15 protein-coding genes and 1 riboswitch are annotated in these 15120 nt (G+C 45.4%); all 15 genes read right to left on the bottom strand.

All coding sequences use genetic code 11. The annotated features are described in order from the left end of the window. Window positions 1-46: 46 nt before the first annotated feature. The gene (locus AB3N00_RS00565; protein WP_413032807.1) at window positions 47-1096 is read right to left on the bottom strand and encodes a ThiF family adenylyltransferase; all 1050 of its coding nucleotides are present in this window, start codon (window positions 1094-1096) and stop codon (window positions 47-49) included. Beyond that, window positions 1093-1860 carry a thiazole synthase gene (locus tag AB3N00_RS00560; RefSeq protein WP_413032806.1) on the bottom strand — a complete coding sequence of 256 codons (768 nt, stop codon included), beginning with the start codon at window positions 1858-1860 and terminating at the stop codon, window positions 1093-1095. Before AB3N00_RS00560 ends, AB3N00_RS00565 begins: the two co-directional genes overlap by 4 nt. A 3-nt stretch (window positions 1861-1863) precedes the next feature. Continuing rightward, entirely contained in the window at window positions 1864-2067 is a 204-nt protein-coding gene (gene thiS / locus AB3N00_RS00555; RefSeq protein WP_413032805.1) for a sulfur carrier protein ThiS, read from the bottom strand. Beyond that, window positions 2064-3293, bottom strand: a complete 1230-nt coding sequence (thiO, locus tag AB3N00_RS00550) for a glycine oxidase ThiO (RefSeq protein WP_413032804.1) — start codon at window positions 3291-3293, stop codon at window positions 2064-2066. Before thiO ends, thiS begins: the two co-directional genes overlap by 4 nt. Window positions 3294-3314: 21 nt before the next feature. After that, the gene (locus tag AB3N00_RS00545) at window positions 3315-3941 is read right to left on the bottom strand and encodes a thiamine phosphate synthase (protein ID WP_413032803.1); all 627 of its coding nucleotides are present in this window, start codon (window positions 3939-3941) and stop codon (window positions 3315-3317) included. A gap of 242 nt (window positions 3942-4183) precedes the next feature. After that, a riboswitch (TPP riboswitch) is annotated at window positions 4184-4293 on the bottom strand. Window positions 4294-4405: 112 nt separating this feature from the next. Continuing rightward, window positions 4406-5956, bottom strand: a complete 1551-nt coding sequence (gene abc-f, locus AB3N00_RS00540; RefSeq protein WP_413032802.1) for a ribosomal protection-like ABC-F family protein — start codon at window positions 5954-5956, stop codon at window positions 4406-4408. Window positions 5957-6090: 134 nt separating this feature from the next. Continuing rightward, a complete protein-coding gene (locus AB3N00_RS00535) occupies window positions 6091-7086 on the bottom strand; it encodes a hypothetical protein (protein WP_413032801.1) in 996 nt (331 codons plus the stop codon). After that, on the bottom strand, window positions 7073-7624 hold the full coding sequence (locus AB3N00_RS00530; protein ID WP_413032800.1) for a hypothetical protein: 552 nt from the start codon (window positions 7622-7624) through the stop codon (window positions 7073-7075). The genes AB3N00_RS00535 and AB3N00_RS00530 overlap by 14 nt, the downstream gene beginning before the upstream one ends. Then, the gene (locus AB3N00_RS00525; protein ID WP_413032799.1) at window positions 7621-7872 is read right to left on the bottom strand and encodes a hypothetical protein; all 252 of its coding nucleotides are present in this window, start codon (window positions 7870-7872) and stop codon (window positions 7621-7623) included. The genes AB3N00_RS00530 and AB3N00_RS00525 overlap by 4 nt, the downstream gene beginning before the upstream one ends. Before the next feature lie 163 nt (window positions 7873-8035). Next, window positions 8036-8521: an ABC transporter permease gene (locus AB3N00_RS00520; RefSeq protein WP_175399029.1), complete on the bottom strand. Its 486-nt coding sequence runs from the start codon at window positions 8519-8521 to the stop codon at window positions 8036-8038. 65 nt (window positions 8522-8586) lie between these two features. Next, window positions 8587-10653: a hypothetical protein gene (locus AB3N00_RS00515; protein ID WP_413032798.1), complete on the bottom strand. Its 2067-nt coding sequence runs from the start codon at window positions 10651-10653 to the stop codon at window positions 8587-8589. After that, window positions 10643-12469: an ATPase, T2SS/T4P/T4SS family gene (locus AB3N00_RS00510; protein ID WP_413032797.1), complete on the bottom strand. Its 1827-nt coding sequence runs from the start codon at window positions 12467-12469 to the stop codon at window positions 10643-10645. Before AB3N00_RS00510 ends, AB3N00_RS00515 begins: the two co-directional genes overlap by 11 nt. A gap of 7 nt (window positions 12470-12476) precedes the next feature. Beyond that, the gene (locus tag AB3N00_RS00505; RefSeq protein ID WP_413032796.1) at window positions 12477-13307 is read right to left on the bottom strand and encodes a hypothetical protein; all 831 of its coding nucleotides are present in this window, start codon (window positions 13305-13307) and stop codon (window positions 12477-12479) included. After that, complete coding sequence (locus AB3N00_RS00500; RefSeq protein WP_413032795.1) at window positions 13304-13963, bottom strand: ParA family protein; 660 nt, start codon at window positions 13961-13963, stop codon at window positions 13304-13306. The genes AB3N00_RS00505 and AB3N00_RS00500 overlap by 4 nt, the downstream gene beginning before the upstream one ends. A gap of 135 nt (window positions 13964-14098) precedes the next feature. After that, window positions 14099-15103, bottom strand: a complete 1005-nt coding sequence (locus AB3N00_RS00495) for an SAF domain-containing protein (protein WP_413032794.1) — start codon at window positions 15101-15103, stop codon at window positions 14099-14101. Between the last annotated feature and the right edge of the window lie 17 nt (window positions 15104-15120).

The raw sequence follows: 15120 nt of genomic DNA, 5'->3' as shown, positions 1-15120 counted from the left end.
ATGAAAAAGTCCATTCCTGTAAGGAATGGACTTGACATCCGTTAATTTACCCAAAATATCGATGAACGAGTGTACGTGCCTCTGCAGTATCCTTTGTTCCATGAACCAATACCCGTCCATCCTGAAAAATAACCATTCGATGGGCCCCTGTGGTGAATGAAACCAGGAAAGGATTGACTTCCACAGGACCTTCATCCAATCTGCGCAATCGCTCAGACGTATCATGCAGATCCAGCTTCAATGGACGAGATGGACGAATTTGCACCGTATCCCTTCCGCATAAAACATCGGTTTTCTCCAAATTGGCCGCGGAGAGATAAGGAAATGTTGCGGCTTCACCACAGGAAGGGCAATCTGCTTTTTTGGCACCATCGACATTGATAGCTATGTATTCATTGCGCCATACATCAAACGACAACAGCTTGCGCCGCAATGCATGTTCATTTCCACTTAGAAGTTTCATGGCTTCGGCTGTCTGGTTCGCGGTTACCATCTGCACGGCCTGAGGAATAATGCCTGATGTATCACAGGTATCCCCGCCAAGTGGAACCTCTCCAAGCAAACAATTCAGACAGGGAGTTTCTCCGGGCAGGAAAGTGTACGTAATTCCATAGCTCCCCACACATCCTCCATAGATCCACGGAATGCGATATTTCTGGGACATATCATTAATCAGCAGCCTGGTATCAAAATTGTCTGTTGCATCCATAATCAGGTCTGCGTTTTGAATTAAATCTTCAAGCTCATCTGCACGGACATCCATCACTTTACCTTCAATAACAACCGAGGAATTGATATCAGACAGACGTTTCTCCGCTGCCATCGCCTTGGGCATTCGCTGAACAGCATCCTGTTCAACATAGAGCTGCTGTCGCTGCAAATTGCTCCATTCCACATAATCCCGGTCCGCAATGGTAACATGTCCAATGCCTGAACGTACCAAAGTCTCCGCGATTCCGGTTCCCAATGCACCGGCACCCACGATAACGACTCTGCTGTTGTTCAATCTTTTCTGACCTTCCTTGCCAAGCGGTGCATATCGTTCCTGTCTGGAATAACGATCGCTCTGCTCGGTTGATTTTGTCTCGTCTATCATGTATGAACCATTCCTTCCGCCGGACTGCTGGCTGCCGCATAACGCTTAATGGGTATCATGCCTGCCTCATAAGCCAGTCTGCCCGCTTCAACTCCCATCCGCATTGCTTTTGCCATATTAACCGGATCTCCCGAACCGGACACAGCGGTGTTCAACAATACACCATCTGCACCAAGCTCCATGGCATGAGCAGCATCTTTGGGTGAACGTAACCCTGCATCTACTATAACAGGAACAACAGCCTGCTCAATAATGATTTCCAGATTGTATGGATTAATAATACCCCTTCCTGCTCCGATCGGTGAAGCACCAGGCATCACCGCATGAACACCGAGCAGCTGCAGCCGTTTGGCCAGGATCACATCATCCGAAATATAAGGCAATACGATAAATCCTTTTTCCAGCAGAATCTCGCAAGCCTTGTACGTTTCAATCGGGTCAGGTAGCAATGTAATTCCATCCCCGATCACTTCAACTTTTATCATATCACAAAGTCCTGACGCCCGGGCAAGTTCAGCAGTGCGTACTGCCTCTTCTGCCGTCGAAGCTCCCGCGGTATTAGGAAGTAATGTATATCGTTTCAGGTCGAGTGTATCAAGGAAGTGGCGCTTACCGCGCTCTTCCAGGTTCAGACGTCGAACAGCAAATGTCAAAACTTCTGTTCCGGACGCTTCTACAGCTTGACTCTGTATATCCAGATCATCAAATTTGCCTGTGCCCAGTAATAACCTTGAATTAAATGAATGATGTCCAATTTTCAGCATGATTTAACCGCCTCCCACAAAATGTACGATCTCGATTCGATCTCCGTCTCTTAATAAGGTTGTAGCGTGATGCTCACGCATCAAAATTTGGCGATTTAACTCCACCACCACAGTTTTAACTTGTAGATTGAAGGAATGCAGCAATTGATCTACACGATTCAAATGGTCTTCAACCTTCATGCTTTGCCCGTTAACGATGATATTCACTGCATGATCTCCTTTCTGCTCAACCTTTCCGGACACAGCTCTTCAATGCCGAGCTCCTCCGAAGTATGACCGCCAATCAAGTCAGCCATCAGTCTGCCAGTTATTGCACTAAGCAAAATTCCGTTTCGATAATGTCCAAATGCGGTGTATAAACCCGGCATGCTTTCACAAGCACCGATATAAGGCAACCCGTCAGGTGTCGATGGCCTAACGCCTGCCCAGGCGCGCAAATATTGGGCTTGCCCTATTCCAGGAACCCAACTTGCTGCGGATGCGAGCAGCTTTTGTATACCTTCAACGGTAACGATCTGATCCGAACGTCCAGGTAAACTGGTAGCTCCTATCCAGACTTCACCATTAGCTTTCGGGACAATATAAACATTATCTGCATAGACTGTCTTGTCCGGTCTGTAACCTGTGTCATGATCTGCAAACCGAACTGCAGCAATTTCGCCCTTCACCGGGAGAATCGGCAGATTCAGACCTGCCTGTTTCATCAATTCTCCTCCCTGCAGACCAGCTGCAATAATGACATGCTTACACGTCATCATTCCAATGGACGTGTCCACACCCTGCACTCTATTCGCATCCACATTCAGCCTTACATTCTGCACACCTTCTATAACTTTAGCTCCCAACGTTTGAGCAGATCTGGCGTAGGCACGCGACAGATTGACAGGCAGAACCTCACTTTCTGAAGGTCTGTACAGAGCTCCGTGCGCTTCTTCACTTATCCATGGGGCTTGATGTTGAAGAATGGAACGATCCCACCACATATGCTCTGTTGTCAAATCACCGCTTCTCTTGTCTCTATAATTGTTCATTTCGTTTTCCTGACGAAATGGTGTAATAAATCCATGCTGCTGCAGGCCTATGTCAATTCCACTGAGTGCACTGATCTGTTCTGTTTGCTGATGAAGCAGCGCTTTACTTTCACGTGCAAGTTTCGTCAAGATGGGGGAATGGAATTCCTCGCTGTCCGAAGCCAGCATTCCGGCCGCTGCACAAGACGTTCCTCCTGCAATACGTGAACGCTCAACCAGTATCACTTCCTTGCCCTGTGAAGCCAGCTCATACGCTATGGCACAACCAATAACGCCGCCTCCTACTACAATGGTTTCCGCATGAAGCTTGCCCCGGACTTCTTCGCGTATTTGGCTCGAATAGGCAGCTCCAGTTCTATACAGACTTCCACTTCGGCTGCGACTTCTTGTTTCTTCGCTCATCCATTCATCTCCTTGATTCGGCTAAGTTCTCCAACGTTCAATTGCCTGCCGCAAAACAGCTCCTGCTACCTTCGGATTTTCACTCGCCCATAATGATGATATTACGGCAATTCCACTTGCCCCTGCCGCACGCACAGCATTAATATTTGCTGGTTCAATGCCGCCAATGGCAATAATCGGAATCGAAACTGCCGAACAGACTTCGTTTAGAGCGGATAGTCCTCTCGGCTTGATCCCCGGTTTACTGCCGGAAGAAAACACGTGGCCATAAAAGAGATAATCCGCACCTCGTTCTTCAGCTTCCTTTGCTTCACTTAGAGAATGAACAGATACGCCGAGCCGAAGTCGATTGGTTGTATTTAAAGAAGAACTGTCAGCACTGGCCAAGTCGTATTGACTCCAATGAACCCCTTGTATGAATTGATGTTTATTCAGCTCATTCAAACCATTGATTACAATTCGCTCCATTGGGATTCCCTCGTCTTGCAAACTATACGCCCACTCCATCTTCTGTCCATCGGATAAGTGTTTCTCCCGGATGTGTATATAGTCAAAACATGTCCATACCTCTTTGGCTGTTTTCACAAAACGCTGTTTATCACCTGTACCTGGTGATACAGCATGCAGTTCAAATGAACGTGAATTCACATGTTTATGAGAGTTTGTCGTTTGGGTTCGCCTCCTCTCCGTAGCAATATGTACAACAAAAAAGCCACTCCCGTAGGGAGTGGCCGCGAAATCAAGTCCTGTTAATTAATGACCGTTACATGCCATTTGCACGTATTACAAGCTATTGGATCATAGCTGTAATCTATACAGAATATCTGCATGCTTCATATATGTGAGCACTCACATTCGCTACACAATCGAATTTGCATGCCCATGTCATTAACTGAAACGCGCCACTTCCCTACGCTGGTATAACCCAGATCAGGTGCAAAGGGTCCGGAATCGCATCATTCCATCTCAGCCGCAACGTGCGGCCCCCCCAGTGTTCATATGAAGTTGTAGCCTATGTTACCATAGACACCTTTTTTTGTCACCGTTCATTTTTTCTTTATGTTGTTAATGAACTGTTTCATTTGAGAAGCTCTTCCCATGTACCCAAATGCCTAGTTTTTCTCGGACCATGCCTCAACATCCCATGTCTTGGTTACCCAATCCTGATAAAATTCAGGCTCATGGGAAACAAGCAAAACTGTTCCTTTAAACTCTTGCAAAGCTCGCTTAAGCTCTGCCTTTGCAGTCACATCCAAGTGATTAGTCGGTTCATCAAACAAAATCCAGTTGCTTTCCCGCATCAAGAGCTTGCACAATCGGACTTTCGCCTGTTCTCCCCCACTAAGCGCACTCAGCGGACGGGTGATATGCTCATTTTTCAAACCACAGCGGGCCAAGTGGCCCCTTACTTCGTTCTGCGTCAAATGGGAGAATTCGTTCCATACGTCTTCAATAGGCGTAATATTTCCGGCACGGACTTCCTGTTCAAAATAAGCTGTCTCCAGGTAATCGCCCAAGAACGTTTTACCACTAATCGGCGGTATCTTGCCCAATATGGTTTTAAGAAGTGTTGACTTACCTACACCGTTGCAACCAACGATAGCTATTTTCTCGCCTCGTTCAATGGTCATTGTCATTTTAGGCAGCAGTGGGTAGGAATAACCAATCTCAAAATCAATCCCTTCAAAGACCGTTTTGCTGCTCGCACGAGCATCTTTGAAGTTGAATGTTGGTTTTACTGCTTCATCCGGGCGATCAATTCGCTCAATCTTGCCCAGCTGCTTCTCACGGCTCTTGGCACGTCCAGAAGTCGAGGCACGTGCCTTGTTGCGCTGGATGAAATCTTCCTGTTTCTTAATATATTCCTGCTGTTTTTCATAAGCATCAATATGCTGTGCTTTCTGCATATCCGCCATTTCGAGAAACTTGTTATAGTTGGCTGCGTAACGAGTCAGTTTGGCGAATTCCAAATGATAAATGACGTTTACTACTTCATTCATGAACTCCGTGTCATGCGAGATCAGGATAAACGCATAAGGGTAGTCTTTCAAATAACGCGTCAACCATTCAATGTGCTCGACATCCAGATAGTTTGTTGGCTCGTCCAGCAGAAGAGCTGTCGGTTTTTCCAACAACAACTTGGCGAGCAATACTTTAGTTCGTTGGCCACCACTGAGCGCAGCAACGTCACGATCAAGTCCGATCGCGGACAAACCGAGACCATTTGCCATTTCTTCCACTTTTACATCAATCAGATAAAAATCGCCCTGCTCCAGTTGTTCCTGGATTTCGCCCATTTCTTCCAGCAGTTTTTCCAGCTGGTCCGGGTCCGCATCAGCCATTTGATCTGTAATGGCCATCATTTCCTTTTCCAGCTCGAGTAGTGGCAGAAAAGCATCCTTCAATACGTCGCGGATGGTTTTGCCTGGAGTCAGCTTGGTGTGCTGGTCCAAATATCCGTAGCGTACTTTTGGCGTCCACTCCACTTTCCCACTGTCTTTCAGCAACTTCCCAGTCAAAATATTCATCAACGTGGATTTTCCGACACCGTTTGCCCCGACTAAGCCTACACGCTCTCCAGCAAGCAAACGAAAAGATACATTTTTAAATAACGTGCGATCTCCAAAATTGTGACTCACGTTCTCTACTGACAATAAACTCATAAGATGAGGTTGCTCCTATCTATTTGACATTACTTTTTAATCGGTATTGTTGATACCGGTCAAGTTCTGAACTAAAACCCTATTTTAGCACAGGACCTGCCTTTTCTGAAAGTAATGAAATAATGCAACCTTTCTCAATAAATGACTTTATTAAAATAACATTTGTGTTCAAAATACCCTTCCGCCGCCGCTTGCTTCACATCCGTAAAAACTTCCTCAGCTCGCAGATTGTTCTGACAGGTAGCTGGATAATAATACTTAATACCGGTTGAAGGTTCTACACCTCCGATCACGGCTGTTTTTTTTACCAGTCTACCGCCACCAATGGCATATGTATTAACTTTCTGATTACCAACAGGCAAACCTTGGATAAAGGCCATGATCCCTGTGTCATTTATGGAATTATACCAATCTTCCTGTGATATGAGAGGCAGGGTAAACGTATAGGATATCCCATTTCTTCTTGCGAACTCATTATGTCGATTGATGACCTCGGCGAGGTTCTCCTGAATACTCATAACGATACGGGTTCGCCTGACCTGGTCAAACAATTCTGTATCTTGCAGCAATGGAATACCTGTACTTGAAGCCAGTTCGTTCTGAAAACCTTCGATCCACATCCCCTGACTGGCATCATACGCGTACACATACCCATCGAGTGTAAAATTAATGCTGCTGCCATCAGAATCTGAGTAAGTATAGGGCTTTTTTGGACTCCATACCTGTCGATATGAATCATCAGACTCCCCCGTCATCTCCGTCTCCTTCGCCAAAATATAAAAACCGTCATAATCGAGTACAACGACGGCCGGTATGTAATTAAATAACGCCCGTATCGCATCAGGATCATCCTGTATGCCCATATTCAAAGCCATCGTCTGCGTGAATGTCTGCAGCGCAAGCTCTTTATCTGCCTTCACAAATTTGGTGGAGTCATAGCCTACCTCATTGTTTTGTTTCTCGTTCTGATGCATTACGGTTCCCGCATCCAGTACTGCCGTTTGGAGCGCCGATCTATACCTCTGACTTAAAATCTGAGCTTCTTCCGCATCTTGAGTGTTACGGGAAACGATCCAAAAGAAGGGCAAAAAAATAAGAATAAACACTATGGACAAATCAGTAATCTTCATTAAGAACCATGCCTCCATAAGTGGTAAATACCGCTGACGCAGGGGCTGTGCCGTTTAGCCACTCACGAAACAGCATGGCTGGTGTCCGATTGGTATTCTTCAGTGTGATTGTGAAAAAATCACCCAGTGTCAGCGTATATCTGCGGAGCGGATCATCGCCTGCAAACGTATCTGAGTCAGGAAACAATGTTTCAAGAATTTGCGCTGAATAATATCCATCCTGTACCGTTTCGAACGTTCCTGTAAACGTGCTTTGATCCATTGGGTCCGTATAGTGAGGGACATATTTTTTGTGCAGATGCTCCATCGTAATTTCATAAACATTCCCTGTTCGCGCCAGCTGTTCTTCAAATTCGGCATACATGCCAGGAGAAATATACCCTTTGGTTCTGACAGAATCCACAAAACGGGTAACCGTCTGATATACGGTCATTCGTGTCATATCATCTTGTCGATCTGCTGTTTCAGCAGCTGGGTATACATAAAGCAGAAGTACTGCCAGCATAACTGCTAGCAGCTTGGATACAGCATTTATCAATTGATACTGGCCTCCTTCCAAAACGCAATCTTAAGCAGTTCCCCGCTCTCACTTCTTATAAACTCTGGCCTGTATGAGGCGGATACGGAAACAGGTATAGTCGCACTTTTGTTGATAAGCGAATCTATCGCATACGTATTCCCGTCCACCTGGACTTCGACCGATGTGCCTGTCATTTGTCTTACCGTATGTAATACCTCAGCTCCGCTGTATCTGAGTGGTTTACTTATGTTTAATGTCGTGCTCATTCTTCCTTCCATGTTTTCTGTAGTGTTCATAGTAGAACTCAAAGCACTGGATATAACGCTAACACTCTGTTGTCCATACAGACAGGCTGTTACAAACAGGACAATCGCGGTACAAAACAACATGAGTTGCTGTGTATTTTGGGACACTATAAACCGACTCCTGTCAGGATTGCTGGAAGATCAGTCCTCTTACTACATTGGATTTATCTTTTACGATAACTGCCTTGAACTTTCCACTCGGGTTAACGTATTGATTGTCTTTTTCACTCATGGTTTGGTTAATGCTGCCCACTTTGCTGTCTGGAGCAATGACCGAACCGTAATCCGCATTATTAATGTCCTGTGAAATGTTTAATTCATTGCCATACCACTGACCGCCCTTGTTTTTCCCAGTAATGACCTGAATACCAAATTGATCTTTGTCCGCATATTTGCGCAGCGCGTTTGTAACCTGTGACCCACTGATCGTTGTCCCGTCATATACTGTAAAAGCAGCCTGAGACAATTCGGTCTGAATGTCAGCAAAGTTGTTCTGTGCCGTTTTGGTCGCCTCCTGAGCCGAAATAAACAGCAGCACCACAATCGTAATGAGGGCAATAGTCAAAAAAATCCCTGCTGCTACCTTTAAAGCACTTGAAGCATTGTTCATGTTAAATTCCTCCTAGGTTTTAGTATTTAGATCTATCTTCAGACTGATAGGTTCAGCATCAACCATTACAGTTTCTGAATTTGTTCATAATAGATGTTCATTTGCAGGAAGCTCATGCCAACAAGCGGGATCACCAGATAAAGAAAAATAAGGGCATACATCGGTGTAAAACCAATCATTCTTCCCCATGAGGCTTTCACATCGATCATTTTGGTATATTCCTGCTTACGCTGCTCAAAATAAAAAGCCATCATGCTGTCCAGATCATCGAATGCTTCCCGAATAGAAATTTTACCGAGCGCAAGCTGCAGTTTATCCACCAGCCGCTGAAATTCAGGCAAGCCCGTATCCTCTTTCAGTTGCTCAAGTGCGATCTCAGGCCCATGTTCAAAATGCAAAAGACATTTTTGCAATGGCCGTTTGAAAATAACGGCAAACCGATTAAGCCATTCCAGAATCTCTTCAACGGACATCCGATCCATCTCACATAAAATGGAGATAACTGTCTGGTATTGGTATATTTCATGTCGCATGTCCATGCTGCGCATTTTACGCTGGAACATCATGAGCCATATAGGCATGTAATATCCAACTGCACCAATACATAGCGCAATGATTAGCTCCCACCAGTGCAAGTACTGCTTGTTGTATACCTCCAGCTTTTGCATAATGCGTAGGCTAGTTTCGGTCTGTGTATCAGGTTCGAGTTGAATGGGGGAAACCTGCTGTAACGTGTTAAACACTTCATCATAGGTTACTCCACGTTTCATTCCTACCCGCTCCATAACCGCACGGTCCAAAGCTGTTTTTTCCGCAGCCTGATTCAGTTCCGCTTCGGCCATTGCACCAAACATTCGGTCATCTCTTACCGGATCGTACAGAACGTGATTCTGTTCAATGTGATGAAGCAGCAACACACAACCGATAGACAGAACGAAGCAGCTAGCAAACAACATCAGTCTGCGGATTGCCAGCCATTCGTATTTCAATTCAGTGCTGCTTTCCCGCATGAGCCTTATGGTTTGGCTGTAATTTGTAGTACCTGGCTTGGCTGCAAACAACATGCTCAATTTGCGAATGAAGGTCTGGTGGTATAAAAAACGATCCACGAGAGAATGTTTGCGTCCAGCTCGATATCGCGTTTCATCGTACTGCTGAAGTCTTTGCAGTAACAAATAGGCAAGAATAATGATGATATAGATTGATATTTTTGTTATAAATCCAAGCTTGCTGCGGTAAAACTCATCCATGGTCGGAAAACTTCCCCTTGCCCAGCGTTCAATGGGAGCCGTGAACAATATCGGAGCCAGTGCAATCATATTTAACCCTTTTAAAAGGTAATCCAACTTGTCCCGTCGCAAAATTTCCAAATGAATTTCCTGGGTCAGGTTTCCCAAACCTTTCAGGTATATTGATCCTTGGGTCCTGTCCTTATCACCAAATTCCATTACCATAAATGAAATGCCGGCAAAAGCCTTCAGAAAACGATTGGGGGCAATCTCATAATATCGCTCCAAAGCTTCATTGGGGTCTGGTGATGTTAATGCCTCGTAGATCAATAGCACCTGCTCGGCTGCTTCGCCTACACCTGCTTCTCCTGCTTCATAAAGTGCTTCTTCGATCATTCCATGCTGATGATAACGATGTCGAACATCCGCAAACAGATCCAACATTTGAACCAGCAGCCGCTTCTCGATCCGATTCAGCCACATATCCACGACTAGACTATTCAGCACCACAGCGCAGAGTACAGACAAAATGACAAAAGCGACGCCCGGTTGCATAAGAAACAGTACTAGACTGATGCTGCCATATCCCCCGGCAATAATCAGAACAACCGTCATGGTCATGCGTCGTAATGATACTTCATCTCCAACATGCCTGAAGGAGATCCGCTTTTGGATCAGATAGATGTAGGACGATAAGAGCGGTACCTTCATTCCCCAACGGTAGGCTTGGAGCAGGAATGACCTCATCCACACCGTTCGACTGAACGTGGGAGTTAATGCTCCAGGGACTTTACTGTTGAAACCTCTTCCCTTTTTATGACTGAGATTTAGAACTAGAAGTGTAATCACCAGCCCGGATAAACATACACCAAGCAGGATGATGAGCAACGATTTAGTTGTCATGTATTTCACCCCAGTGCTGCTCGATAAATCGTTCAAACTGTGCCGCATCCTGTAGGGTCATTTGATCCTGCATATCCATAATGCTGCCTGTGGAAATGGGAGCGGTAACTACATATTCTCCATCCTTAAATTCAATTACATTTTGAAAAGCAAATCCGGCCCGTTCTTCTACACTGTCAACCTGCTCAGCACGGGGCAAGCACTCTGTAATTCGCTCAATGTATCGGCGCCCTTCGGGATCCTTTTTCATATGTACATCGAAATTGATGACACTGACGACCTGCTCCTCGGCGATGTGCTCATGTTGAAACATGCCTGTTTTGAGCAAAGAGTTACGGAGTGAAAATACCAGATCACGGAACGTTTTGGCATGGTGGGTAAACAGGGTAAACAAACTGGCAACCTGAGACATCTGAATCATCCAGGCAGCAACTTCATCACTCGCAACCTCTCCCAGGATATTGACCGTACCATCTGTTTTTTTCTGCAAATCCAGTCCTTGCTGCCCTGAAATATGTTCCGTCTCCCGAAAGCTCAAAATATTACGCCGGCTGTATATTCGCCGCAGCTGCAGCTCGAAAGCCATTTCTTGTACACGCAGGGTGTATGAGGCATAAATATGCTTAACCATCGCCATTAACAGAGTTGTTTTCCCGGATCCCTGTGCACCAGTTACGGCCGTAATTCGGCTTCCTTTCATGAGATATTGCAATAAAGTAATTGGCAGTTCAGCATTGTTGCCTGTAATCAACTGCTCCAGCGAAGCATTCGGAATATCGAATTTCCGGACGAAGAACGCCCATGACTCCGCAAAAGGAGGGCGAACCACAACAACGCGAGATCCATCTTTCATTTCATTGACCTTATATCCATTCGCTTCAGACAGCTGGCCAGGGTAATTATATTTATAAATATTTTGACATACCCTTTTCAGTTCACGAATACTGCCAAACGAGAGAAACGAAAGATGTATGGACTTCCCTTTATAAAATATCCAGACACTTTCCATACCACTTAACGGAACTTCAACCGGAGTTTCCTCGAATCCATCTTCCAACAGATCATTCCACGAGGCTGGCTGCTGAACTCCCATGTCCTGCATGGCATCGAGCATGCCGCTAACCCCACCGCTAACCCCGTCAATTCGCTGGTCTCTGATTTCATCTACAACCGAGAACCCTTTGTAATGCTGGTAGATCCGCTGTACGATAATATCCGTTTTTTCCCTAAATCCAAGTTCACGGTATTCACATTCAAATACGTACCGGATATCTTCCTCGGAAATGTAATATCCACCACCATCATCGGCACCATCCTCCAACCGGAGCCTGCCCAGGTCGTACGTATCAATTAAGCGCGACAAGGCATCCACGCCGAATTGCTGCCGGTACAGATAAAAGACAATCTCAAACCGATCCTGGATGGATAACAGCTCGGGTTCCGCGAATAGTATGACCTCATCAACATTAGTCTTGTTCAAACCAATGCTTCGAGTGAGTAAATCACCAATCAGATTTTTGACATACGTTTTGTCACTAATACTGCCAGAGACACAACCTTTTAGAGCTTTTCTCATCTCGGCACGCTGATTGATTCTCCTGCGATATTCTTCTTCATGAAGCCCTACATCAGCAAGCTGACTATGGCTCAATTCATGAAGCGAGTTCTTTACCTGCTCAGTAAGCATTTCAATCGTGAATGCTTCCCGTTCAGGCATTGCTGCATTTTTATGCCGATTGAAAGCCTTGGTTTTGAACCAGATGTATGTAAAAGCTACGATTAAAATGAAACTGATCCCTATTATATTCCAGAGCATCGGAGATTCAGGCTCCCCTTTCCAGCCTCTTCAGAACAGTACGCATACCTGCGCCGTCCATAATCAGGCGAGCGAGTTCAGCCATACTGGCGGCCATGCTCCCTTTACGAGGATCCCGGCTGTCACTTAATCCTTCAAGCTGTAAATATGCAGCTGTATCCCGTCGATTCGCAGCATCCAGAAACCCAGTCGTATAGGGTAATATCGATATCGAACCTTTGTATCGGAAGCGTCGCCGAATGTTGTTGACTGTCGCACGCGCTTGCGGATCATACTTGTTGATAACAACATGCATATTTTGGTTACTCAACCTTTCGGGTCTGATTTGTTCAAAAAACAATTCCAAATCCCTCATGTTTTGAGTCAAATTCACTACAACATAATCAGCTTGCGGCAATAAAGCTGCCGCATCCAACCCATCACGGTCAACATCCAGCAGAACCAGATCATAGTACTCGTTCGCCACATTCAGCAGAGCTTTAAGTGTGTCCATATGTTCTTTCTGTGAGCGCTCCATCCTGTTAATTCTACCCGTCAGCAGATCCAACCGTTCCTGAAGCAAAGGCTTCGTATAATCTCTCAAGTTATGCTTGTTCAGGCTCCCGCTTGTATATAAACGTTCGGCTGCATCCCAGCCTCCTTCTTCAAATCTGAATAGAGAGTCAGTATGCCCGGATTCGATGGATGGGAGGGAGGCCTCGATCCCACTCTCGGCAGGACCTGTATTAACTAATAAAATTCTGGTTCTGTACTGAAGTGCCATGGCGTAGGCGCTAATTACTGCACTGGACGTACTGCCTGAGCCAGCAAAAGGGCTCCAAAACAATATGTTACTCATGCTCTCATCCTTTCCGCTTCCTTAATGGCCCGGCGGCTCCGAACACTTTCCCAACCGGTCAACTGCTCAAATAGTCGGCACAACGATTTTTTGTAACTACGTGATAACGGTCCTAACAGTACCCGACGGTGATGTTCATTTTCCAGCTTCACTGCAGCAGTCAGTTCATCCCATGGAAGCATCAATGATTCTCCTGTCCACATGAATGGACTTCCTTCCAGATACGCCCATAGATAACGTTCCTCCAATTTACAGTCCACAGCATTGATTAGAATGCGCTGAAATGGAAGTTCATTTGGCAAGGACTGCTCTTCAAGAAGCCGCCTCAACCAGCCTTTTCCTCGTTCCAGATTGTAACGTTCGTAATCACTCACCCAGACACGAATATCGGCAGTGAGCCAGAGTTCCCTTGAAGCAAAATGGGACGTTTCCATGTCATATAAGACATAATCATACGATTCCAGTGCTTCTCCGCTTGCCTCCAAATGACTCTCAACTGCAGCCGAAGTCACAAAATGACAGGCAATATCAAAACCCTCAAATTCGGTAATTCGGAGCGAATGCTGCCCTTCCCCAACCCCATACCCGTATTTTTGTTGTAATGTTCCATCAACCAGCAAAACCCGCTTGCCTGAAGCAGCTAAAATTTTGCTCAAATATAACATCAGATCATTTTTTTCACATAGACCGGCAAAAATCCAAGTATGCAAAGCGGCCACAACCCCTTTCTTAATACAATTAGTGCGTTGTTATATGAATTTAAGTAAAACGAGTTATTTGCTTATTTCATACTATTCCCCACCGGTCAACAAACTTTTTTGTTCATCCGAGGATGTGGAAGAGTCCGTTGCATTCTGACTTTCTAGCTTGATTCCTGAACCGTCATTCCAAATTACATCGTCAGTAGTATTATTGGAGCCAGGTCTGCTGTTATAGGACACCGATGATTGCGCAACATCTTGTTCCACACTTTGTGATGGTACTGTCATGGATGCAGCAAGGGAGCTTTCAAGCGAACTCCTTACCTGTCTCGACAACTCCTGTTCAGCCCTCCGAACGATATTCGGGTCGCTTTCCAGCAGTTTCAATACTTCACTGTTAGCAGGGTACGTCGGGATTGCAGCTGTCTGGAATTGAGGCTCAACATAAGTGAGTGCATAAATTGAAGCTTTATGTAAGTAGGCATCTACGATTGCACTGGAAAGGGACAGAATTTCTTCTTCTGTCATCGTAATCCACAACGTTGCTGCATTTAAGCGTTCCACTTTCTTTTTGGACAGAAGGATATAGTCCTGACCTGTTGGAAACTGGATACGAATATCAATGTTGTCGCCTTGCTCGAGTGAAGATGGTAATAAAACAACCTGCAGTTCCCGGTTTCTTAGATCTGCCGGGGCCGGCGTGTCTTCGTATACCATTTCGGTTGTAATGGCTGTTCCTTTTTTCAGATCTATTTTGGCTACTTGACCTTCCATCTGTTTGGTACTGGACCATAAATTACGTGGTGCCTGAGCATCCGGAACTGCAATAAGCTTAATATCCTCTTGCAAGATTGGCTCTCCTGCTTCAATATCCCGAACCGTTACCCAGCCTTGTGCTCCTGTGTTCCATTGCTGAAGCAGTTCTGCTTCCTTTTGTTCGTAAGCTGAAGCATACCGGGACTCCATTTCAGTTCTGGTATCATTCATCGTAATAACGTTGTAGATGACGTATCCTCCGAATATCAACCCTACTGCTCCCGCTCCGGTTAGTCCGGCATAGATCATTTGTCTGCTTTGTTTTCTTAATTTGGACAAAAAGGGCTCTCCTTTCA

It is taken from the genome of Paenibacillus xylanilyticus, assembly GCF_047246825.1.
GTDB lineage: Bacteria > Bacillota > Bacilli > Paenibacillales > Paenibacillaceae > Paenibacillus > Paenibacillus xylanilyticus_B.
The sequence above is the reverse complement of the archived record's forward strand: the minus strand, read 5'-3'. Positions and strand labels throughout refer to the sequence as shown.